This is a genomic window from Mesorhizobium sp. CA14 (assembly GCF_020165195.1).
Classification (GTDB): domain Bacteria; phylum Pseudomonadota; class Alphaproteobacteria; order Rhizobiales; family Rhizobiaceae; genus Mesorhizobium.
The window spans coordinates 23,054-45,158 of record NZ_JAIUHR010000004.1 but is presented as its reverse complement, the minus strand read 5'-3'; the positions used below and the strand labels follow the sequence as shown (position 1 = coordinate 45,158).

The 22,105-nt window shown below is 62.8% G+C and carries 22 protein-coding genes and 1 pseudogene; 5 read left to right on the top strand and 18 right to left on the bottom strand.

Annotated features, from left to right (window positions below):
• Nucleotides 1-8: 8 nt before the first annotated feature.
• The 9 genes from glpD to LB565_RS06485 all read right to left on the bottom strand — a co-directional run bounded on the left by glpD (nt 9) and on the right by LB565_RS06485 (nt 8,941).
• Nucleotides 9-1,535, bottom strand: coding sequence for a glycerol-3-phosphate dehydrogenase (gene glpD, locus LB565_RS06525; RefSeq protein WP_224582322.1), 1,527 nt, complete (start codon nt 1,533-1,535; stop codon nt 9-11).
• Nucleotides 1,536-1,661: 126 nt separating this feature from the next.
• Nucleotides 1,662-2,429, bottom strand: coding sequence for a DeoR/GlpR family DNA-binding transcription regulator (locus LB565_RS06520; protein ID WP_224582321.1), 768 nt, complete (start codon nt 2,427-2,429; stop codon nt 1,662-1,664).
• Between the two features lie 125 nt (nt 2,430-2,554).
• On the bottom strand, nt 2,555-3,967 hold the full coding sequence (locus tag LB565_RS06515) for a pyridoxal phosphate-dependent decarboxylase family protein (protein WP_224582320.1): 1,413 nt from the start codon (nt 3,965-3,967) through the stop codon (nt 2,555-2,557).
• Nucleotides 3,968-4,023: 56 nt separating this feature from the next.
• Entirely contained in the window at nt 4,024-4,755 is a 732-nt protein-coding gene (locus LB565_RS06510; RefSeq protein ID WP_224582319.1) for a peptidase, read from the bottom strand.
• A gap of 133 nt (nt 4,756-4,888) precedes the next feature.
• A complete protein-coding gene (locus tag LB565_RS06505) occupies nt 4,889-5,683 on the bottom strand; it encodes a transglutaminase domain-containing protein (protein WP_224582318.1) in 795 nt (264 codons plus the stop codon).
• 21 nt (nt 5,684-5,704) lie between these two features.
• The gene (locus LB565_RS06500) at nt 5,705-6,646 is read right to left on the bottom strand and encodes an alpha-E domain-containing protein (RefSeq protein ID WP_224582317.1); all 942 of its coding nucleotides are present in this window, start codon (nt 6,644-6,646) and stop codon (nt 5,705-5,707) included.
• Nucleotides 6,647-6,709: 63 nt separating this feature from the next.
• The gene (locus LB565_RS06495) at nt 6,710-7,069 is read right to left on the bottom strand and encodes a four helix bundle protein (protein ID WP_224582549.1); all 360 of its coding nucleotides are present in this window, start codon (nt 7,067-7,069) and stop codon (nt 6,710-6,712) included.
• Between the two features lie 52 nt (nt 7,070-7,121).
• Nucleotides 7,122-8,534 (bottom strand): circularly permuted type 2 ATP-grasp protein, encoded by a 1,413-nt coding sequence (locus tag LB565_RS06490; RefSeq protein WP_224511945.1) that lies wholly within the window; start codon nt 8,532-8,534, stop codon nt 7,122-7,124.
• 170 nt (nt 8,535-8,704) lie between these two features.
• Nucleotides 8,705-8,941, bottom strand: coding sequence for an Lrp/AsnC ligand binding domain-containing protein (locus LB565_RS06485; RefSeq protein WP_040995065.1), 237 nt, complete (start codon nt 8,939-8,941; stop codon nt 8,705-8,707).
• A gap of 211 nt (nt 8,942-9,152) precedes the next feature.
• On the opposite strand from LB565_RS06485, the gene LB565_RS06480 reads away from it, so the two are divergent.
• On the top strand, nt 9,153-9,572 hold the full coding sequence (locus LB565_RS06480; RefSeq protein WP_224582316.1) for a DUF4864 domain-containing protein: 420 nt from the start codon (nt 9,153-9,155) through the stop codon (nt 9,570-9,572).
• 60 nt (nt 9,573-9,632) lie between these two features.
• Here the strand turns inward: LB565_RS06480 and tgt are convergent, their stop codons facing one another.
• The 7 genes from tgt to coaD form a co-directional block, all read right to left on the bottom strand.
• A complete protein-coding gene (gene tgt / locus LB565_RS06475; RefSeq protein ID WP_224582315.1) occupies nt 9,633-10,763 on the bottom strand; it encodes a tRNA guanosine(34) transglycosylase Tgt in 1,131 nt (376 codons plus the stop codon).
• Entirely contained in the window at nt 10,756-11,025 is a 270-nt protein-coding gene (locus tag LB565_RS06470; RefSeq protein WP_224511948.1) for a hypothetical protein, read from the bottom strand. Before LB565_RS06470 ends, tgt begins: the two co-directional genes overlap by 8 nt.
• Nucleotides 11,015-12,103 carry a tRNA preQ1(34) S-adenosylmethionine ribosyltransferase-isomerase QueA gene (gene queA / locus LB565_RS06465; protein WP_224582314.1) on the bottom strand — a complete coding sequence of 363 codons (1,089 nt, stop codon included), beginning with the start codon at nt 12,101-12,103 and terminating at the stop codon, nt 11,015-11,017. The genes LB565_RS06470 and queA overlap by 11 nt, the downstream gene beginning before the upstream one ends.
• Complete coding sequence (locus tag LB565_RS06460) at nt 12,103-12,552, bottom strand: DMT family transporter (RefSeq protein WP_224582313.1); 450 nt, start codon at nt 12,550-12,552, stop codon at nt 12,103-12,105. Before LB565_RS06460 ends, queA begins: the two co-directional genes overlap by 1 nt.
• A gap of 10 nt (nt 12,553-12,562) precedes the next feature.
• A complete protein-coding gene (locus tag LB565_RS06455; protein WP_095765300.1) occupies nt 12,563-13,075 on the bottom strand; it encodes a peptidylprolyl isomerase in 513 nt (170 codons plus the stop codon).
• A gap of 30 nt (nt 13,076-13,105) precedes the next feature.
• Nucleotides 13,106-13,636, bottom strand: a complete 531-nt coding sequence (locus tag LB565_RS06450; RefSeq protein WP_224582548.1) for a peptidylprolyl isomerase — start codon at nt 13,634-13,636, stop codon at nt 13,106-13,108.
• Between the two features lie 78 nt (nt 13,637-13,714).
• On the bottom strand, nt 13,715-14,215 hold the full coding sequence (gene coaD, locus LB565_RS06445; RefSeq protein WP_224582312.1) for a pantetheine-phosphate adenylyltransferase: 501 nt from the start codon (nt 14,213-14,215) through the stop codon (nt 13,715-13,717).
• Nucleotides 14,216-14,504: 289 nt separating this feature from the next.
• Between coaD and LB565_RS06440 the strand changes: the two genes are divergently transcribed.
• A complete protein-coding gene (locus LB565_RS06440; protein WP_095765297.1) occupies nt 14,505-14,657 on the top strand; it encodes a hypothetical protein in 153 nt (50 codons plus the stop codon).
• Between the two features lie 51 nt (nt 14,658-14,708).
• On the opposite strand, the gene gyrA is transcribed toward LB565_RS06440, so the two are convergent.
• Nucleotides 14,709-17,495 (bottom strand): DNA gyrase subunit A, encoded by a 2,787-nt coding sequence (gyrA, locus tag LB565_RS06435; protein ID WP_224582311.1) that lies wholly within the window; start codon nt 17,493-17,495, stop codon nt 14,709-14,711.
• Between the two features lie 200 nt (nt 17,496-17,695).
• On the opposite strand from gyrA, the gene LB565_RS06430 reads away from it, so the two are divergent.
• The 3 genes and pseudogenes from LB565_RS06430 to LB565_RS06420 all read left to right on the top strand — a co-directional run bounded on the left by LB565_RS06430 (nt 17,696) and on the right by LB565_RS06420 (nt 21,148).
• Nucleotides 17,696-19,399 carry a SulP family inorganic anion transporter gene (locus LB565_RS06430; RefSeq protein ID WP_224582310.1) on the top strand — a complete coding sequence of 568 codons (1,704 nt, stop codon included), beginning with the start codon at nt 17,696-17,698 and terminating at the stop codon, nt 19,397-19,399.
• Nucleotides 19,396-20,018 (top strand): annotated as a pseudogene (locus LB565_RS06425) (ParB-like protein). The gene LB565_RS06430 and the pseudogene LB565_RS06425 overlap by 4 nt, the downstream one beginning before the upstream one ends.
• A gap of 122 nt (nt 20,019-20,140) precedes the next feature.
• Nucleotides 20,141-21,148 (top strand): PQQ-dependent sugar dehydrogenase, encoded by a 1,008-nt coding sequence (locus LB565_RS06420; RefSeq protein ID WP_318012131.1) that lies wholly within the window; start codon nt 20,141-20,143, stop codon nt 21,146-21,148.
• 63 nt (nt 21,149-21,211) lie between these two features.
• On the opposite strand, the gene LB565_RS06415 is transcribed toward LB565_RS06420, so the two are convergent.
• Nucleotides 21,212-22,042: a helix-turn-helix transcriptional regulator gene (locus tag LB565_RS06415; protein WP_224582309.1), complete on the bottom strand. Its 831-nt coding sequence runs from the start codon at nt 22,040-22,042 to the stop codon at nt 21,212-21,214.
• Nucleotides 22,043-22,105: the final 63 nt, after the last annotated feature.

Here is a 22,105-nt window from a genome sequence, read left to right as displayed (position 1 = left end):
GACGATCCTCATTCCGCCGCCGCGACATGGCGGCTGCTCAGTCCGCGCATGAATTCTTCCAATGCCGCCGTCTGCTCGCGGCTGAAATGCAGGCCGCGCTTGGTGCGGCGCCACAGCACGTCCTCGGCGGTGACCGCCCATTCGTTTTCGGCCAGATAGCGGACTTCCGCCTCGAAAAGGTCGGCGCCGAAATTGCGGCCGAGATCGGCATTCGACTTGGCGAGCCCGAGCAGCTTTTCGGCGCGCGTGCCGTAAAGCCGGGTGAAGCGGCGCGCCAGCCGCTGGTCGAGGAACGGATAGGTGTTCTTCAGCCTGGCGACCTGGGCATCGAAACCGGTCGCCGGAAAATCGCCGCCGGGCAGCGGCGCGTCATGCGTCCACGGCTTGCCACGCTTGCCGAGAAACCCTTCGATCTTCTCCAGCATCGATTCCGCCAGCCGGCGAAAGGTCGTGATCTTGCCGCCGAAAGCGTTGACAAGCGGGGCTGTGCCCTCCCCACCATCGGCCTTCAGCACATAGTCGCGCGTCGCTTCCTGCGCCTTGGAGGCGCCGTCGTCATAGAGCGGGCGCACCGCCGAATAGGTCCAGACGATGTCGGCGCGCTTCACGGGTTGCGCGAAATACTCGCTCGCCGCGGCGCATAGATAGTCGATCTCTGTGTCGGAGATCTTCACGTCATGCGGATCGCCCGGATAGTCGCGGTCGGTGGTGCCGATCAGCGTGAATTCTTCCTCGTAGGGAATGGCGAAGATGATGCGGCCATCCTTGTTCTGGAAGAAATAGGCGCGCGGATCGTCGAACTTCTTGCCGACCACGATATGGCTGCCCTGCACGAGGCGGACATTGTGGACCTCGTTCTGGCCGACGGCGGCCGAGAGCACGTGATCGACCCAGGGGCCGGCGGCGTTGACCAGAAGCCGCGCGCGCACCTCCTCGGTTTCGCCGGTAAGCACGTTCTGCACCTTGACGGTCCAGGTCGTACCGTCGCGCCGCGCGCTGACAACCTTGGTCCGGGTACGAATAATGGCGCCCCGGTCGGCGGCGTCACGCGCATTCAGAGCCACCAGGCGCGCGTCATTGACCCAACCGTCCGAATATTCGAAAGCCTTGCGAAACAATGGCTTGAGCGGCTTGCTGGCCGGATCGCTCGCCATGTCCAGCGTCTTCGTCGCCGGCAAGAGCTTGCGCCCGCCGATATGATCGTAAAGGAACAGCCCGAGCCGGATCAGCCAGGCGGGCCTGAGGCCCTTGGCGTAGGGAAGCACGAAGCGCATCGGCCAGATGATGTGCGGCGCGTTCTTCCATAGAACCTCGCGCTCCATCAGCGCTTCGCGCACCAGCCGAAACTCGTAGAATTCAAGATAGCGAAGGCCGCCATGGATGAGCTTGGTCGAGCCGGAGGAAGTCCCGCTCGCCAGATCGTTCATTTCGGCGAGGTAAACTGAAAATCCGCGGCCAACGGCGTCGCGGGCGATGCCGCAGCCATTGATACCGCCGCCGATGACGAAAATGTCATGGATCGGGAATGCGTCCAAAGGGTCCTCCAACGATTTCGCATTGCACCATTTTTGTGCTTTACGAAACCGTAGCGGGATTATTTCGAACTCAAACCGAATGTCAAACGAAATATCACGGCCGCGTGAGGCAACGGCGATGCGCCCCTACTCAAGCGCCGTCTCGATTAGCCGGACCTCGGTCTCTTCGCAAATCCGGCGGATCGAGGGAATGTCGCAGCGGTCGGTGATGAAGGTGTTCACCTGCGAAAGATGGCCGATTCGAACCGGCGCCGTGCGCTCGAATTTGGTCTGGTCGGAGACCAGGATGACGTGGCGGGCATTGGCGATGATGGCCTGGGCCACCTTCACCTCGCGAAAATCGAAGTCGAGCAGCGCGCCGTCATGATCGATCGCAGAGGCGCCGATGACGGCGTAATCGACCTTGAACTGACGGATGAAATCGACGGCCGCTTCGCCAACGACGCCGCCGTCGGAACCGCGCACCACACCGCCGGCGATCACCACCTCGATCGTGGGATAGATGCGCATCCTATTGGCAACATTGATGTTGTTGGTGATGACCATAAGCCCGTTATGGTGAAGCAACGCCTTGCTGACGGCCTCAGTGGTGGTGCCGATATTGATGAACAGCGAGGCATTGTCCGGGATAAGCCGCGCCGCCGCGCTGCCGATCGCCTCCTTCTCGTCGGCGGCGATTTTGCGGCGGGCCTCGTATTCCATGTTCTCGATGCCGGACGGGAACAGCGCGCCGCCATGGATGCGGGTGAGCAGGCGCTGATCGCACAGATCGTTGAGGTCCTTGCGGATGGTTTGCGGCGTCACGTTGAAATGTGTCGCCAGGTCATCGACCAGCACCCGGCCATGGTCTTTCGCCATCTGGATGATTTCGGCATGGCGTGGCGAAAGAAACATCGCGCGTCCTCCATTTTCGTTTTTTCCGTGTATATCGGAAAACGAAAGCGAAGAAAAGGTATAAGCCGGCTAACGAAAATCATCTGATTGCAAAAGGCAAGCCGGTGCGGAACATGTCTGCTGCCTCAGGATGAGCGCCGCGCAATCTCGGTTATGACGTCGAACGCCGCGTCGACATCGGCCGCCGTCGAGTCGAACTGCCCCGCCTGAAAGCGGATCGCCACGCGCCCATCGACCCGCGTTTGCGTCAGGTAAATGCGGCCATCGGTGTTGATGGCGTCGACCAAGCGCAGATTGTGCTCGTCCGGATCGGCAACTGAAGGCGCTTGGTGCCGGAACGAGAACAGCGAAAGCATGGGCTCAGAGACGAGCTCGAAATCCGGTTCCTTGGCGAGCCGCGCGGCCAATCTTTCACTCCAGGCGACATGATTGCGGATCATGGTGCGCAGGCCCTCGAGGCCATGGGCACGCAGCAGGAACCAAAGTTTCAGGGCGCGAAAGCGGCGGCCGAGCGGCACCGACCATTCCGAATAGTTGATGATGCCGTCGTGACCCAGCGTCTTCAGAAACTCCGGCTTGATGGCCAGCGTGCGCACGAGGTCTTCCGGTTGGCGGACGAACTGAATCGAGCAATCGAACTGCGCGCCCAACCACTTGTGCGGATTGAAGACGATGGAATCGGCGCCTTCGACCCCGGTCCAGAAATGCCGGTATTCCGGGCAGATCATCGCCGATCCGGCCCAGGCAGCGTCGACATGGAGGTAAAGCCCGTGCCGCTTCGCGACCGCTGCCACCGCCGCGATGTCGTCGGTGCCGCCGGTGCTGGTGCCGCCGACGCAAGCGATGATGCCGGCCGGCAGCAGACCGGCTTCGCGATCCGCGACGATCGCAGCCTCGAGTGCGTCCGTATCCATGGCGCGAAAACGTCCGGAGACCGGGATGCGGACAAGGTTGTCCTCGCCGATGCCGGAGACCCAGATGGCACGGTCGATCGAGGTATGGACCTGGTCGGAGGAATAGACGCGCAGCTTCTCCTGCCCTGCCAGCCCCTTTTTGTTGCCCTGCCAGTCGAGCGCTTGCTCCCGCATGGTGAGCACCGCCGCAAGCGTCGCCGACGAGGCCGAATCCTGGATGACGCCGGAAAAGCCCTCGGGTAGGCCGAGCGCCTGGCGCATCCAGTCGACGATGCGCGTCTCGAGCTCTGTCGCCGCCGGCGAGGTCTGCCACAGCATGCATTGCGCGGCCATCGCCGAGACCAGATACTCCGCCACGACCGAAACCGGCGCCGCATTGGCCGGGAAATAGGCGAAGAAGCGCGGATGCTGCCAATGCGTCATGCCCGGCACGATCTTTTCTTCGAAATCGGCGAAGATCTTTTCCATCGGCTCGGGCAATTCGGGTGGCGAGGTCTCGATGGTCCTGAAAATCTCGCCCGGCGCGATTGCCGGCCGCACCGGGCGGTCGCGCAAGCCAGCGCGGTAATCGGCGCCCCAATCGGCCGCCCGCCGCGACCAATCGCGGAATTCCTCATTATCCATTTTCCCTCCCATCGGCCGTCGAAGATACCGGCCGGCCGAACCGCTTTCCGAAAGTCCTACCCCGGAAAATCCGGCAGATTTGAGAAAGCGATTTTCAGGGCGTTGGACCAGCCGTCGGAAATGGTGCGGTAGTAAGGATCATCATGGCCGATCCGTCGGTTCAGCCCCACCCTGAGCGCATCCTGTTCCAGGAACAGCAGATCGAGCGGCAGCCCGACCGAAAGGTTGGATTTCAGCGTCGAGTCGAACGACACCAGAAGCAGCTTCACCGTTTCGGCCAGGCTCATTGTCCGATCATAGGCACGGATGATGATCGGCTTGCCGTATTTCGTCTCGCCGATCTGGAAGAAAGGCGTGTCGTCGGTCGACTCGATGAAATTGCCTTCCGGATAGATCATGAACAGCCTGGGCGGGCTGCCCATGATCTGGCCGCCGAGGATGAAGGAGGCATTGAAGTAGGAATCCGCCTTGTCGCCGCTCGGCGAGGCATGCTCTATCACTTCCTTCACTGTATCGCCGACCAGCCGCACCGTCTGGTACATGGACGGGGTTTCGAGCAGCTTCGGATGACGGTCGCCAACGGCCTTGTTGCGTTCGTCGAGAAGGCTGACCACCGCCTGCGTCGTGGCAAGATTGCCCGCCGACATCAGTACGATGACGCGCTCGCCGGGCTGTTCCCACACATGCATCTTCTTGAAGGTCGAGATCGAATCCATGCCGGCATTGGTGCGCGTGTCGGACATGAACACGAGCCCGCGATCGATCTTGAGGCCGACGCAATAGGTCATGGTCGCTCTTCTGCTAAAGCAATTCCAGGAAAGCGCGCAGCGGTTTTCCGCCCTGAATTGCGTGAAAACAAAGAGATAGAGCGGTTCGGCGATTCTATCAAACGCTGAACCGCTCCAGCGATTCCGGCGCAGATTACTGCTCTACCGTGACGGTGACGGCAAGCTTCTCTTGCGCCTGTCCCAAGAGTATCCCCGACACGGGCGAGGCGTCGCGATAGTCGCGGCCCGTCGCCACCCGCACATAGCGTTCGTCGGGAGAGATACCGTTCGCCGGGTCGAAGGCAACCCATCCGAGCCCGACGACATAGGCCTCGGCCCAGGCATGGCTCGCTGCCTGTTCGACAGCCGCATCCATCATCAGATAGCCGCTGACGTAGCGAGCGGGAAAACCGAGGGCGCCGGCTGCCGCGATGAAGATGTGGCTGTGGTCCTGGCAGACGCCGGACTTCAGCGCCAGCGCTTCCTCCGCCGGCGTCACGACGCTGGTCGTGCCCGGTCTGTAGGCGACGCGTTCGCGGATGGCGCCCATCAGCCGGTGCAATCGTTCGATCTCGGTGCCCTGCCCGGCCGCGCCCGCAAGTTCGCGTATGCCCTCGCCCGCAGTGGTGAGTTGCGTCTGCTGTGCGAACAACCAGAGCGGCGCAAAGCCCTGATGCGGGCCGGTCACGCCCGCCGTGTCATGCGTGGTCACGTCTCCGGCCGCCTCGACGATGATCGAGTTCTGGCCGCTCTCGGCGCTCGCCAGCCGTGTGTCATTGCCGAAATGGTCGGTGAAGCGCACCTCCTCGCGCGCGCCTTCCACCTTGATCGCCCAGGAGCCGACGGTCTGCGTGCGCCCGCTGGAAGGGATCAGGCGCAGCCGCTGCAGCAGATACTGCACCGGCTGATCGTAGCGATACTCGGTGCGATGGGTGATCTTGAGCCGCATAGCGTTCGCCCTCGGCCGTGCTCAATGGAACCGGTAGTCCTGGGCGATCTCGTCGCCCAGCCTGGTGTTGTCGCGAATGAACTCGTGCAGGAACTCGTGCAGGCCATGATCGAATATGTCCTTGATCGAGCCCTTCCTGAGCATCGCCTGGATCTTCTCGGCCGTAGCATGGCAGGCATGGCGCTCGCCGTAATCGTCGGCGAGGAATTTCAAATGCTCGCCGAGGAAGCGATAGCAGAAGGTCAGCGAGCGCGGCATGCGCACGTTGAGGATCAGATAATCGGCGATATTGGTCGGCTTGTAGTCGGCTTCATAAACCCAGCGATAGGAACGGTGCGCCGACACCGAGCGCAGGATCGACTCCCACTGATAGTTGTCCAGCGTCGAGCCGACCCAGGACAGCGAAGGTAGGAGCACATAATATTTCACGTCGAGGATGCGCGCCGTGTTGTCGGCGCGTTCGACATAGGTGCCGAGCTGCGAGAAATCGAAAATCTCGTTGCGCAGCATCGTGCCGTAGAACGAACCGCGGATCAGCGCCGTCTCGCGCTTTATGGCATCGAGCACCGTCGGCAGGTCGCGTTCGTCGATGGGCCTCGCCAGCATGCGCTTGAGCGACATCCAGGCTTCGTTGATGCTTTCCCAAGTCTCGCGCGTCAGCGCCGTGCGCACCATTCGGGCATTGTTGCGCGCCGTCTCGATCGACGACATCGTGCTCGACGGGTTGGAGGTGTCGCGCAGCAGGAAGTCCGAGACGTTGGCGGCGGTGTAGTCCTGGTATTTCTGGCTGAAGGCGATATCCGAACCGGCGCTGAGCAGCACCGAGTTCCACTCTTCGGATGCATCCTGGGTGCGCGTCAGCGCCATGCGCAGGCCGGCATCGACGAGACGCGCCATGTTTTCGGCCCGCTCGATATAGCGGTTCATCCAGTAGAGACCGTTGGCGGTGCGGCCCAAAAGCATATCAGCTTGCTCCAGTGTCGAGCGAATAGCGAATAGCGAGTAGCGAGTAGCGAGTAAAAGACTTCATGACTTTTGCTGCAGGCTCCGGATCATCGAACGTAGCATCTTTCCTATTTCGTCAGTTTGGCCAAGCAAGCTGGCGACCTTCGCTTCGACCATCAGCCCAACCTCTCCGCACAGGATGAGATGTGTCTCCAACTCTTTCAGAGAGCCCTGCGCTACCCGAAGAAATTGAATGAAAGCTCCCGTATTTTCTCTTCCGTGACCTTCCGCAACATTTGCTGCGATGGAAGCCGCCGAGCGTCGTATCTGAGAGGTCATTCCGTACGCTTCGCTGTTCGGAAAATCTTTCGTGGCCGAATAGCAGTCCACGGCCAACCTCAAAGCCGCCTTCCAAACAATCAGATCTCTGTAGGAATTGATTGCCGTCGTATCCCCCTTTTCCTACTCGCTATTCGCTACTCTCTATTCGCTCCTAATCATCCAGCACCCACGTATCTTTCGTCCCGCCGCCCTGTGAGGAATTGACCACCAGGGACCCCTCCTTGAGCGCGACGCGTGTCAAACCGCCCGGCACAATCTGGATACGATCCGAAACCAGCACGTATGGCCGAAGGTCGACATGGCGCGGCGACAGGCCCTTTTCGGTCAGGATCGGGCAGGTCGACAGCGCCAGCGTCGGCTGGGCGATGTAGTTCGAGGGTTTGGCCTGCAGCTTCTTGGCGAACGCCTCACATTCCTTCTTGGTCGCCGCCGGGCCGACCAGCATCCCGTAGCCGCCCGAGCCGTGCACTTCCTTGATCACCAGCTCGCCGATGTGCTCGAGCACATATTTGAGGCTGTCCGGCTCCGAGCAGCGCCAGGTCGGGATGTTGCCGAGGATCGCCTTGCGGCCGGTGTAGAACTCGACGATCTCCGGCATGTAGGAATAAATCGCCTTGTCGTCGGCGATGCCGGTGCCGGGCGCATTGGCGATCGTGATGTTGCCGGCGCGGTAGACGTCCATGATGCCCGGCACGCCAAGCGCGGAATCCGGCCGGAAAGTCAGCGGATCGAGGAAGTTGTCGTCGACGCGCCGGTAGAGCACGTCGATCTGCTTATAGCCTTCCGTGGTTCGCATCGCGACATGGCCGTCGACGACACGTAGGTCCTGCCCTTCGACGAGTTGCACACCCATCTGGTCGGCAAGGAACGCGTGCTCGAAATAGGCCGAGTTGTACGAACCCGGCGTCAGCACTGCGATGGTTGGCGTGCCCTTTGCGCTTTGCGGCCTGACCGCTGCCAGCGACTGGCGCAGCAGCTGCGGATAATTCTCAACCGGCCGAACCTTGATCTTCTGGAACAGCTCCGGAAAGAGCTGCATCATCGTCTCGCGGTTCTCCAGCATGTAGGAGACGCCCGACGGCGTGCGGGCATTGTCCTCCAGCACGTAGAACTCGTTCTCAGAGATGCGGACGATATCGACGCCGATGATGTGGGTGTAGACGCCGGCCGGCGGCCTGACCCCGATCATCTCGGGCAGGAAGGCCTCGTTTCTGGCGATCAGATCCTTGGGCACGCGCCCGGCGCGCAGGATCTCCTGGCGGTGGTAGATATCGTCGAGGAAGGCGTTCAGCGCCTGCACACGCTGCTCGATGCCTTGCGTCAGCCTCCGCCATTCCTGGCCGGAGAGGATGCGGGGGACAATGTCGAAAGGGATCAGCCGCTCGGACGCTTCCTGCTCGCCATAGACGGCAAAGGTGATGCCGGTCTTGCGGAAGACACGCTCGGCATCCTGCATCTTCTGGGTAAGCCTGGCCGGGTCCTGCTCCTTCAGCCAGCGATCGTAAGCCTCATAAGGTCTTCTCAATCCGGAGACTTCCGGAAGCATTTCGTCGAACGCTGCCAATCGCGTACTCCCCTCTGAGGCCATTTCACTGGCCTCGCCGGAGAAAATCAAGCGCAATCGGTGATTTAGGGAAGCCGTGACGGCCACTCTATGCAAATTGCCTAAAATCAAGGCATGGACAGCAAGGCCGGGTCAGTTCCTGCTTCCCGGCGCGGCACAGACAGGCCGGGTCAGAACGCCCGGAAGGTAACGATGGTGAAGGTGTCCTTGATTCCCGGCAGAATCTGCACCCGCTCGTTGACGAAATGGCCGACGTCTTCCTCGTCGTCGATATAGAATTTGGCGAGCAGGTCGTAATTGCCCGCGGTCGAGTAGATCTCGGAGGCGATCTCGGCATCGGCGAGCGCGCTGGCGACCTCATAGGACTTGCCCAGGTCGCACTTGATCTGCACGAAAAATGCCTTCATTGCCCGGTCCTGCCAGCCTGCTTCATGGATAAGCGGCCCTTGTGGCAGACTGCTGCCCGGCTTTCAAGCTTCACGCGCCGCGCACCTCGAAGAGCACCTGGTCCCGCCTCCCGACGCTGAAATGGCGAAATCTGCGCAGCTCGGTGAAACCACGCCATGCCTCGGCGCGTATGTTAGATTCGTTCGCCAAGCGAATTCCGGGAGGCAGGCCATGCGCCGCGCATTGTTCGCACTAGCTCTTGTTCCGATGTTGATAGCCTCGCTCGCCTTTGCCGGCGACGCCGAGATCAAGGCCGCGCAGACGGTCATCGACAGCCAGTTGAAAGCCTTCATCGCCGATGACGGCGCCACCGCCTACAGTTTCGCCGCGCCGAACGTGAAGCAGATCTTTCCGAGCGTCGACACCTTCATGAACATGGTGACGAATGGCTACGCACCGGTACGAAAACCCCAATCCTATTCCTTCGGCAAGGTCGAGGAAACCGGGCCCGGTTCGATCGTCCAGCAGGTGCTGATCGTCGGGCCCGACGGCAAGGACTATGAGGCGGTCTATACGCTGCAGCAGCAGGCGGACGGCAGTTTCAAGATCACCGGCTGCAGCCTGCGCGCTTCAACCTCGGTCAGCACCTGAGCGATCAGAAAAGGGCGAAGCGATTTTCCGTCCGGAATTGCGTCAAAACAAATGGCGGCGTCAAAGCGCCGGAATATCGCCCCGCACCCAGCCTTCGGCGATCTCGGCGGCGCGCGCTTCGAAGGCTTGCGCCTCGATGGCTGCCCGGATGTCCTGCATCAGCTTCTGATAGTAGGACAGATTGTTCCAGGTCAGCAGCATGGCGCCGAGCGCTTCCTGCGAGCGCACGAGGTGATGCAGATAGGCGCGCGAATAATCGCGCGCGGCCGGGCAATCGCTTTCCTCGTCGAGCGGCCGCGGATCGTCGGCATGGCGGGCATTCCTGAGATTGACCTTGCCGCGGCGCGTGTAGGCAAGGCCGTGGCGGCCGGCACGCGTCGGCATCACGCAGTCGAACATGTCGATGCCGCGCGCCACCGATTTCAATATGTCGTCCGGCGTGCCGACGCCCATCAGGTAGCGCGGTCTGTCGGCCGGCAGTTCCGGGCAGGTGATGTCGAGCATCTCCAGCATCACCGGCTGCGGCTCGCCGACCGCCAGCCCGCCGACGGCATAGCCCTTCAGATCCATCGCCTTCAGCGCCTGCGCCGAACGCACGCGCATCGGCGCGCTGTCGCCGCCCTGGACGATGCCGAACATCGCTTTGCCGGGCTGGTCGCCGAACGCGGTCTTGCAGCGCTCGGCCCAGCGCAGCGACAATTCCATGGCGCGCTCGATTTCCTTCGGCTTGGCCGGAAGTGCCGTGCATTCGTCGAGCTGCATCTGGATATCGGAATCGAGCAGTCCCTGGATCTCGATCGACCGCTCCGGCGACATTTCGTAAGCTGCGCCGTCGATATGCGAGCGGAAGGTGACGCCCTGTTCGGTCAGTTTCCTGAGCTTCGACAGCGACATGACCTGGAAGCCGCCGCTGTCGGTCAGGATCGGATATGGCCAGCGCGCGAACTCATGCAGGCCGCCGAGTCTGGCCACGCGCTCGGCGCCCGGCCGCAGCATCAGATGGTAGGTGTTGCCAAGGATGATGTCGGCGCCGACGCCGCGCACCTGATCCATATACATGGTCTTGACGGTGCCGCCGGTACCGACCGGCATGAAGGCAGGCGTGCGGATCTCGCCGCGCGGCATCGAGACGAGGCCACGCCGCGCCTTACCGTCGGTGGCAAGCACGCGGAAGGAAAAAGTCTCAGCCATTGAATTCCTTGTCGTGCACCGGCGCCCCGGGCGCCTGCTCGTCGAGCGACTGCCGGTAGCGGATGCAGCCGCGCATGAATTTCGGCCATGGCGGCACGGCGATCGACGGCTCGGTCTTTTCCGGCAAAAGGTCCCAGAGATCGGGGTGATGCCAGCACAGATCATGCCCGGTCGTGTCGCGATGCGCGCGGATGCCGGCGCGCAGCTTCTTCACCTCCGCGATCAGCGTATCGCGGTCCATTTTCTCGAGATCATCGTCCATCGCTCGTCTCCGCTCGGTAAAGCAGGCTGGCGTCGCCATAGGAATAGAACCTGTAGCGGTTCTCGACGGCATGCGCATAGGCCGCACGCATCGTCTCGAGCCCGCTGAAGGCCGAGACCAGCATGAACAGCGTCGAGCGCGGCAGATGGAAATTGGTCATCAGCATATCGGCCGTGCGGAACCGGTAGCCGGGCGTGATGAAGATGTCGGTGGGTCCGGACCAGGGCTCGATCCTGCCATCCGCGCGCGCCGCGCTCTCGAGCAGGCGCAGCGATGTCGTGCCGACGCAGACGATCCGCCCTCCCCGCGCCTTCGCCGCGTTGAGCGCCGCCGCCGTCTCCGGGCTCACCGAACCGGTCTCGGCATGCATCTTGTGATCGGCCGTGTCGTCCGCTTTCACCGGCAGGAAGGTGCCGGCGCCGACATGCAGCGTGACGAAGCGGCGCTCGATGCCTTTGGCGTCGAGCGCGGCGAACAGCTCCGGCGTGAAATGCAGGCCGGCGGTGGGGGCAGCGACTGCGCCCTCTTCCCTGGCATAGATGGTCTGGTAATCGGCGCGGTCGCGCTCGTCGTCATCGCGCTTCGAGGCGATATAGGGCGGCAGCGGAATATGGCCGACGGCGTGCAGTGCCTCGTCGAGGAACGGCCCGGAAAGATCGAAGCCGAGCAGCGCCTCGCCCGCCTCGCCCTTTTCGAGCACCGTGGCGTCGAGCTGGCCGAGGAAGCAGGAATTCTGATCATGGCCGAAGTGGATGCGGTCGCCGGCGGCGATGCGTTTTCCCGGGCGCATGAAGGCCTGCCAGCGGTTCGGCGCCACCCGCATATGCAGCGTCGCCTCGACCTGCGCCACCGCCTCGCCGCGCTTGCGCATGCCCTTCAGTTGCGCCGGAATAACCTTGGTGTCGTTGAACACCAGCACGTCGCCTTCGCGAAGCAGCGACGGCAGATCGGAGACGATGCGATCCTGCGGCGTTTCGCCCGGTTTGACGACCAGCAGCCTGGCGCTGTCGCGCGGCTCTGCCGGGCGAAGCGCGATGCGCTCCTCCGGCAGGTCGAAGTCGAACAGGTCGACGCGCATCAGTAGAGCCGGATGAGCAGCGCCCCGGCAAGCAGAAGCACGGCGCCGGCGACGCGGCCAAGCGAGATTTCGCGCACCGCCACGCCAAGGAAGCCGGCGCGGTCGATCAGCATGCCGGCGATCAGCTGGCCGGCGACCAGGAAGGCCATGAGCGCCGCCGCGCCGATACGTGGCGTCAGAATCGTCGACAGCGTCACATAGAAGCCGCCGAGCATACCGCCGGCAACGAACAGCCAGGGCGCCGGCGCTTTCCAGTCGAGCGAGATGCCCTGCAGCTTCACCACCGCGACGGCGATGATGCCAAGCACGACGGCGCCGGACAGGAAGGAGAACGCGGCGGCCGCGACCGGAAGGCCGAGGCCCTTTGCCAACTGCGAATTGATCGGCGCCTGGATGGCGATGAAGGCGCCGGACAGGATGCCGAGCAGGGACCAGACAGCGCCCATCATCGTTCCGCCCTTACTTGACGTCTGCCGCGACCTTCAGCGACACGATCTTGTCGGGATCCTGCACCGGCTCGCCGCGCTTGATCTTGTCGACATTCTCCATGCCTTCGATGACCTGGCCCCACACCGTGTACTGGCGGTTGAGGAAGGCGGCGTCGTCGAAGCAGATGAAGAACTGCGAATTCGCCGAGTTCGGATTCTGGGCTCTAGCCATCGAGCAGGCGCCGCGGCCGTGATTGGCGTTGGAGAACTCGGCTTTGAGGTCCGGCTTGTCGGAGCCGCCCATGCCAGCGCGTGACGGCGCGTAGGTGGGCTTCGAGGAATTGCCGAACTTGACGTCGCCGGTCTGCGCCATGAAGCCGTCGATGACGCGATGGAACACCACGCCGTCATAGGCGCCCTCACGCGCCAGTTCCTTGATGCGGGCGACGTGCCCGGGCGCCAATTCAGGGTACATCTCGATGACGACCGGGCCCTTGGTCGTTTCCATGATGAGCGCGTTCTCGCGGTCCTTGATCTCAGCCATGTCGGAAAATCCTTTTGAAAATTGAGGGAGTTACTTGCTGTCGGCGGCGATGCGGACCTTGATCATGCGGTCGGGGTCGCTGACCGTGCCGTTGTCGGCCTCGTCGCCCTTCTTGATCTTGTCGACGAGGTCCATGCCGCCGACCACCTTGCCGACGATGGTGTACTGGCCGTCGAGGTTCGGCGCCGGCGCGAACATGATGAAGAATTGCGAGTTCGCCGAATTCGGGGCCTGCGAGCGGGCCATGCCGACCACGCCGCGCGTGAACTGCTCGCTCTGCGAGAACTCGGCCGGCAGGTCCGGAAGATCGGAACCGCCGGTGCCGACGGCTTGGGGGTTGAAACCCTTCTTCATGTTGCCGAACTTGACGTCGCCGGTCTGCGCCATGAAGCCGTCGATGACGCGGTGGAACGCGACATTGTCGTAGGCGCCGTCACGCACCAGCTTCTTGATCTGCGCGACATGCTTGGGCGCCAGGTCAGGGCGCAGCGCGATGGTCACGTCGCCGTCCTTCAGCGTGATGATCATGGTGTTTTCCTTGTCGGCGGCGACAGCCGGCATGGATGCCGCGAAAAGGCCGGCAAGCACGACAAGGAACGAAGCGAGCTTCTTCAGCTGCATAGGGATCTCCGGGAAAGCCTATCTGGTGAACTTGGCGTTGAGCGCGCCGGCGACGGCCGCTGGCACGAATGGGCGGATGTCGCCGCCCATCGAGGCAATCTGGCGCACGAGTGTGGCGGTAATGGTGCGCACCGAGGGGCTCGCCGGCAGAAAAACCGTCTGCAATTCCGGCGCCATCGTCTCGTTCATGCCGGCCATCTGCATTTCGTAGTCGAGGTCGGTGCCGTCGCGCAGACCCCGGATGATGATCGAGGCGCCGTGCTTGCGGGCCGCATCAATGACCAGCCCATCGAAGGAAACGACCTTGATGCGACCGCCGTCGCGGCCGAACTCGTTCTTGGTTGCCGCCTCGATCAGCTCCACGCGTTCCTCGAAGGAAAACAATGGCTTCTTGCCCGGATGGATGCCGATCGCGGCGTAGACGGTGTCGGCCACCGCCAGCGAGGCTTTCAGCACGTCGAGATGGCCGTTGGTCAGCGGGTCGAAGGAGCCGGCATAGAGGGCGGTGCGTTCGGTCATGGCAGGCTTCTAGAGCAATTCCGGGAAAAGTGTGAGCGGTTTTCCGTCCGGATTGCGCAAAACAAACACATGGAGCGGTTCGCCGTTTCCTTGAAACGGTGAACGCTTTAGCGAGCCTCTCCAACAAAGGCAAATCCCATCGATTGCGCGGCCGTGAACCTTCTCGCGCCGATGAACGACAGATGAACGCGGCAATCACGAACGTTTCACTCAGCGTTCACTAGGTTGCCGCTTCAAGGGATGAAACCAAATCCCCATGTCATCGTTGTAAGCCCAGGAGAACACGCAAATGCTGATCTACATGCTTGCCACTGCAATGACCATCGTGATGCTGATCGCAACTGCATTCGGGTTGCATCAGGAAGCAGCGCGAGTGCGCGTCAAGGCCAATACCAAGCGGCTCGATGGGTTCGCTCATCGCAACGTCTACCGTCGCCACTGATCACCGCTATCTTCGCACCGGCCTTGAGGGCCGGTGAAGCCTGGACGGAACCTACTCGCCTTCGCCCACCTCGTCGGTGCCAGTCTCGCTCGAAGCCACGTCTTCGACCTCCTCATCCGACTGCGGCTCCGAAATCCGCTCCACCGACACAACCTTCTCGCCTTCGGCCGTGTTGAAGATCGTCACGCCCTTGGTGGCTCGGCTGGCGAAGCGTATGCCGTTGACCGGCACCCGGATGACCGTGCCGCCGTCCGAAACCAGCATGATCTGATCGTCATTGCCGACCGGGAAGGTCGCGACCAGGCGGCCGATCTCGGCCGTTTTCGACACGTCGGTGGCGCGGATGCCCTTGCCGCCGCGCCCCGTCAGGCGGAAATCGTAGGACGACGAGCGCTTGCCGTAGCCATATTCGGTCACCGTCAGCACAAACTTTTCATGCGCCTTGAGGAACTCGTAGCGCTCCTCGGAAAGCTCGGCCTCCTCACCAACCTCCTCGTTGGTGAGCGCGATCTCCTCTTCCTCGCCGGCTCCGCCGGCGGCAAGCCTGCGCTCCGCCGCTGCACGCTTCAGGTAGGCTGCGCGCTCGCCGGGTGATGCATCGACGTTCTCGATGATCGACATCGAGATGATGCGGTCGGTCTCGGCCATGGTTATGCCGCGCACGCCGACGGAATTGCGGCTCTGGAAGACGCGCACGTCGGAAACCCGAAAGCGGATACACTGGCCGGAATTCGCCGTCAGGAGCACGTCGTCATTGTCGGTGCAAGTCTCGACACCGAGGATCTCGTCGCCCTCTTCCTCCAGCTTCATGGCGATCTTGCCATTGCGGTTGACCTGGACGAAGTCGGACAGCTTGTTGCGGCGAACGGTGCCGCGCGTCGTCGCGAACATCACGTCGAGCTCGCCCCAGCTGGTCTCGTCCTCGGGCAGCGGCATGATGGTGGTGATGCGCTCGCCCTGCTCGAGCGGCAGCATGTTGATCAACGCCTTGCCGCGCGATTGCGGGTTGCCGATCGGCAGCCGCCAGACCTTCTCCTTGTAGACGATGCCGCGCGAGGAGAAGAACAGCACCGGCGTGTGCGTGTTGGCGACGAACAGCCGGGTGACGAAATCCTCTTCCTTGGTCGACATGCCGGAACGGCCCTTGCCGCCACGGCGCTGCGCCCGGTAGAGCGAGAGCGGCACGCGCTTGATGTAGCCGGAATGGCTGACGGTGACGACCATGTCCTCGCGCTGGATCAGGTCCTCGTCTTCCATGTCCGCCCCGCCGTCGGAGAGCTCGGTGCGGCGCGGCGTGCCGAATTCGTCGCGGACCGCGATCAGCTCGTCCTTGACGATCTGCTGGATGCGCGCGCGCGACGACAAAATATCAAGGAAATCAACGATCTCGGCGCCGATCTTGTTCAACTCATCGGCGATCTCGTCGCGGCCGAGCGCGGTCAGGCGCTGCAGGCGCAGGTCGAGGATGGCACGCGCCTGTTCCTCGGAGAGATTGTAGGTGCCGTCCTCGTTGATGCGGTGGCGCGGATCGTCGATTAGCTTGATCAGCGGCGCGACGTCGTGCGAGGGCCAGCGCCGCTCCATCAACTGCTCGCGCGCCGTCTGCGGGTCGGGCGCGGTGCGGATCAGCTTGATCACCTCATCGATGTTGGCGACGGCAATCGCAAGACCGACAAGGACATGGGCCCGCTCGCGCGCTTTGCGCAGCAGGTATTTCGTGCGGCGGCTGATCACCTCCTCGCGGAAACCGACGAAGGCTTTCAGCATGTCGATCAGCGTCATCACTTCCGGCTTGCCGCCGTTGAGCGCCACCATGTTGGCGCCGAACGAGGTCTGCAGCGGCGTGAAGCGGTAAAGCTGGTTGAGGATGACGTCGGCGACGGCCTCGCGCTTCAGTTCGATGACGACGCGATAGCCCTGACGGTCGCTCTCGTCGCGGATGTCGGAAATGCCGTCGATGCGCTTTTCGCGCACCAGTTCGGCCATCTTCTCGATCATCGCGGCCTTGTTCACCTGATAGGGAATTTCGGTGACGACGATGGATTCACGGTCGTTTCCGCGCTTTTCGATCTCGACGCGGCCGCGCATGACGATCGAGCCGCGGCCGGTAGAATAAGCGCTGTATATGCCGGACCGGCCAAGGACGATGCCGCCCGTCGGGAAATCCGGGCCGGGCACGATCTCCATCAGCGCCGGCAGGTCGATGGCTGGATTGTCGATGATCGCCATCGCTCCGTTGCACACTTCGGCCAGGTTGTGCGGCGGGATGTTGGTGGCCATGCCGACGGCGATGCCGCCCGAACCGTTGACTAGAAGGTTTGGGAAACGCGCAGGCAGTACCTTGGGCTCTTGTTCGGCGCCGTCGTAATTGTCCTGAAAATCGACCGTTTCCTTGTCGATATCCCCCAGAAGCTCGTGCGCGACCTTGGTGAGCCGCGACTCGGTGTAGCGCATGGCTGCAGGCGGGTCGGCGTCGATCGAGCCGAAATTGCCCTGCCCGTCGATCAGCGGCACGCGCAGCGACCAGTCCTGCGCCATGCGAACCAGGGCGTCATAGATCGAGGCGTCACCGTGCGGATGGTATTTACCCATCACATCGCCGACGATGCGCGACGATTTCACATGCTTGCGGTTCCAGTGGTAACCGCCTTCCTGCATGGCATAGAGGATGCGCCGGTGCACCGGCTTCAGGCCGTCACGCACGTCGGGCAGCGCGCGGCTGACGATCACGCTCATGGCGTAATCGAGATAGGAGCGCTGCATCTCCTCGATGATCGAAATCGGCTCGATGCCGGTGGGGCCGCCGTCCGGCCCGCGCGGTGTCTTCTGGTCGGTCAAATCAGGTCACAGTCCAGTCGGGAATCACTCACCGCTTATATAGGATGCCTCGCCGAAACTCCAATATCAGCCCGACTTTTCCAGCGACAATTTTGATGGTAATTTCAAATGGATACCGCTGATTGCGACGATATGGCCACAGTCGTTTTCGCCATGATGCGGCAAGGTCGGCGATGGATCGGGCAAAAACCGCAAGCGCAATGAACCTGGCCTCATGGCTGCCTTTGCGGGCGCTGAGCGGCTGGAGCGTCAGGGACCTCAACGGGGATATGGCGGCCGGCATTACACTGGCCGCGATCGCCATTCCCGAGCAGATGGCGACGGCGCGCCTCGGCGGCTTCGCGCCGGAGATCGGTTTCTTTGCTTTCGTCGCCGGCTCGGTCGCCTTCGCGCTGTTCGGCGCCAACCGCCACCTCTCGGCCGGAGCGGATTCGACGATCACGCCGTTGTTCGCCGGCGGGCTGGCGCTGATCGCCACTTCCGGCTCGCCGCATTATCTGGCGCTCGCCGCCATGCTGGCGCTGATGGTGGGGCTTCTGGTGACGCTCAGTGGCATTTTCCGTCTCGGCTGGATCGCCGATCTCCTGTCCGTGCCAGTCACGACCGGTTTCCTCGCCGGCATTTCCGTCCATATCATCGTCTCGCAACTGCCTTCTTTGCTCGGCCTGCCGGCGGAAAGCGGCGAGACGGTTCGACGCGTTAGTGAAATCGCCGCAGATCTTCATCTCACCAATCCATGGAGCCTTGGGCTCGGGCTCGGCGTGTTCGTCCTCGTCTTCGTCTCGGAGCATATCAGCGCTCGCATCCCGGCGGCTTTGATCGGCATGGCTCTGGCGACGCTTGGCGTCGTCGCCTTCGACCTGAAGAACCGTGGCGTCGAAGTGCTCGGCGCCTTGCCGAACGGGCTGTCGGCTCACGGCATGCCGACCGTCGACTTTCAGGACGCGCAGGCCCTCGTCCCGCTCGCGCTGCTGATCGCCATTGTCGTCATGGTGCAGACGGCGGCCACCAGCCGCTCCTTCGCGCCGCAGGATGGCGACACGCCCGACATCAACCGCGATTTCGTCGGCGTCGGCGCAGGCAGCATCGTGGCCGGCCTGTTCGGTGCCTTTGCCGTCAACGCCAGCCCGCCGCGCACGGCCATCGTTGCCCAGACGGGAGGTCGCTCGCAGCTCTCGGGCCTTATCGCGGCGGCCATCGTCTTGGCGCTCAGCGCTTTCGGCGGCGGCCTGCTTGCCAACGTGCCGCAGGCTGCTTTGGCCGGGGTGCTGATGTTCGTGACCCAGCACATCCTGCGCTGGCAGGTGTTCGCCAAGGTCTGGCGCCAGGCGCCGGTCGAGTTCGCGCTGATCCTGATCACCATGATCGCCATCGTCGTCCTGCCGATCGAAACCGGCGTCGCGATCGGCATCGGCCTGTCGCTGCTGCACGGTATCTGGGGCTCGACGCGCACTGAGCCGATCGAGCTGGCGCAAGTGCCGGGCACGTCGGTCTGGTGGCCGCCGAGCGGTTCCAGCGCAGGCGAGCGGCATCCCGGCGTGCTGGTGGTAGCGTTCCAGGCGCCGCTTTCCTTCATAAACGCCGACCGTTTCAAGCGTGGCCTGAGCGGCCTGATCGAGGCCAGGAGCGAGAATGTGAAGCTGGTGGTGCTGGAGGCCAGCAACATCGTCGAGATCGACTATACCGCCGCGCAGGCGCTGATCGACACCATCCGTCATTGTCGCGACAAAGGCGCGATCTTTGCTATCGCCCGTATGGAATCACTACGCGCCCAGGCGGCGCTGAACGGGTTCGGCATCGCCGAAATCGTCGGTCCGCAACGGATATTCCACAGCGTCGATGCGGCGATCAAAACACTTGGTCCGGGGAAACCGCAACAGCAGGAACAGGATGGAATGCCATGATCGATCCCCGAGAACCCATTGTGACCCCGGTCCCCGTCGAGGAATTGCGGCCGACGCAGATCACGGTCGGCATGCGCGAAGTTGCGTTGAAACGCCAGATGATCCGGGCGCAAGACGCCAAGAACAAGACCGGCACTTTTCTCGGCAAACACATGGTGCCGGTCGTGCTGAGCCCCAAAAGCCGCAACTACGTCACCGATCACCATCATCTCGCCCGCGCCTGCTCGAGGAAGGTGTGAAGGACGTGCTTGTGACCGTGATCAGCGACCTGTCCGCGCTCGCCAAGGACGCATTTCTTTTCGTGCTCGACAATCGCGGCTGGATGCACCCGTTCGATGAGAACGGCCGGCGCCGCGATTACTCGGCTATCCCAAAGACAATTGGCGAGCTGGTCGATGATCCCTACCGAAGCATGGCTGGCGAGTTGCGCCGGCTGGGCGGCTATGCCAAGGACACGACGCCGTTCAGCGAATTCATCTGGGCGGATTTCCTGCGCCGGCGCATCGATCACAATGCGGTGTCGAAGAACTTCGACAAGGCGATGAAGGAGGCTCTGGCGCTCGCGAAGAGCAAGGATGCGGATTATCTGCCCGGCTGGTGCGGGCCGACGTCGGACTGACGGCGGCCGGGGCCTGGCACTGGTGCCCTGGCTGTCGCCACTGTGTCAGTGGCTGCGACTTGAAACGGGAATAAGCCGCTCCAATTGCCTCCCGCAGACCCTGCTTGCGTGTGGAGGTGGCAATGGATGTCCTTTCCCTCAGGACCGGATTGCTTTCCGTTGGAATTCGATTTCTCGCTTTGGCTTCCGTTGCGGTGATCACTTCCGGTCTGGGCGCAGCGCAGGCTGCGCTTCTTGCCCGCGTTCCAGCCGCGCGCGAAATGGCGGTCTGCGGCGACATGCTGTTCGTCGGCACCAAAGGCTCTTCGGTCTATTCCTTGCCGGTGTCCGGGGGGCGCGCCCGAGTGGCCGCCTCCGGATTCTCGGCTGCGAACGGTGTCGCCTGCTCCGGCAATCGTCTGTTTGTAGCCTCGAGGAACAGCGTGACCGCCTTCGACATCGGGAATGACGGCACTCTGAGCGGCAGGCGCGACATACGTCGGGGGTTAACGAACTCGGGGGTCCATAGTTACCGCTATATCCGCGTCGGCCCTGATTCCCGGCTTTATGTCTCGTTGGGTTCACCTTGCAACATTTGTCTGACGCACGGACTGCAAGGCACGATCGTCAGCATGAAGCAGGACGGGTCCGATTTTCGGCGCGCCGCCTGGGGCGTGCGCAATTCGGTCGGCTTCGACTGGAAGGGCGGCGCCATGTTCTTCACCGACAATGGCGCCGACAGAATGGGCGACGACATCCCGCCTGACGAATTGAACGAGCTTCAGCCCAGCGGCTTCTACGGCTTTCCCTATTTCGGTGGCCGAATCCGGCTCAAGGGATTCGAGAACGCGCGGCCGCCCGCGCAGCAGATTGCACCCGTCTTCGAGTTCCAGGCGCACGTCGCAACGCTAGGAATCCATTTCTTCCGCAGTCTCGGTGGCGACGCTTTGGTCGCCGAGCACGGAAGTTGGAACAGGACGGTCCCGGTCGGCCGCGAGGTCGTGCGCGTGCGCTTCCAGGGCGGTCGCCCTGTTTCGGTCGCGACATTCGTCAGAGGGGTTGGTCGCCCCGTAGATGTCAAGGAAGCGCCGGATGGTTCCGTCCTCGTATCCGATGACAGCGGAGGCGCGATTTACGTCTTCAAGCAATGACAATGGGCACCCGAGATACCCGGTCATTGGCGCAGTTGCCGGTCCAAATTAAACGCGTCGGCTCTATCGTATGTGGGATCGCCTGACGCGATACGCACCGGGGGCCTCCCCCATCTCGCGCCGGAACCGGCGGTTGAAGGTCGACAGGTCGTTGAAGCCCGCGTCGAAAGCGATCGTCGAGATCGTCGCGCCGGAGCTGCGCAGCCGCACCGCGGCGCGGTGCAGTCTGGTCCTGAGCAGGAACTGGTAGGGCGTCAAGCCGGCCACCTGCCGGAAAATGCGCAGGAAATGATACGGACTGGTCGCCGTGCAGTCGGCAAGTTCGGTCAGCGAAAGCGGCCGTTCGGCGTTGAGCTCGATCAGCCGCACCGCTTCGGCAACCCGTTTCTGGTCGCGGCGGCTGGGCGTTCGGGTCGCGGCGGCAGACCCGGCCGCAGCCGCGGCGACCGCGCCGGCGATGCGCAGGCCGAGTTCCTCGAACGCGTCGCTGTCGCCTGTCTCCCGCGCCGCCTCCGCCTCGGCGAGCAAAGGCGTCAGCGCCGGCAAGGGCGGCAGGCGCGGATCGGCAAAGCCGAGCCGTTTCGCGCCCGGCACATCGGCCACGACCCGCTCCATATAGGCCGGGGTAAAATGAAACGAGAGGCAGCGGTCGCCGGCGCCGTGCTCATGCCCGCATTCGTAGCAGGCGCCGGGATTGCCGAGCAGGATAGCGCCCGGCGCCAGCATCGCCGTGCCTTGGCGCGTGCGATAGCGGAACATGCCCCTGGTCACTGCGGCAACGCAAAAGCTGCGATGCTCTTCCTCGAATGGTTTGTCGCCGGGGACGGCCGTGCACACCACGTCGGACACCTGCCAACCGTGCCCGGAAGCCAGAGTTTTTTGTGCCGTCGTCATGCCCGAAAGATAGCAATTTTTCCCAAGCGACGAACCCTGCCATGCCCCTATTGCTAGCCCTCT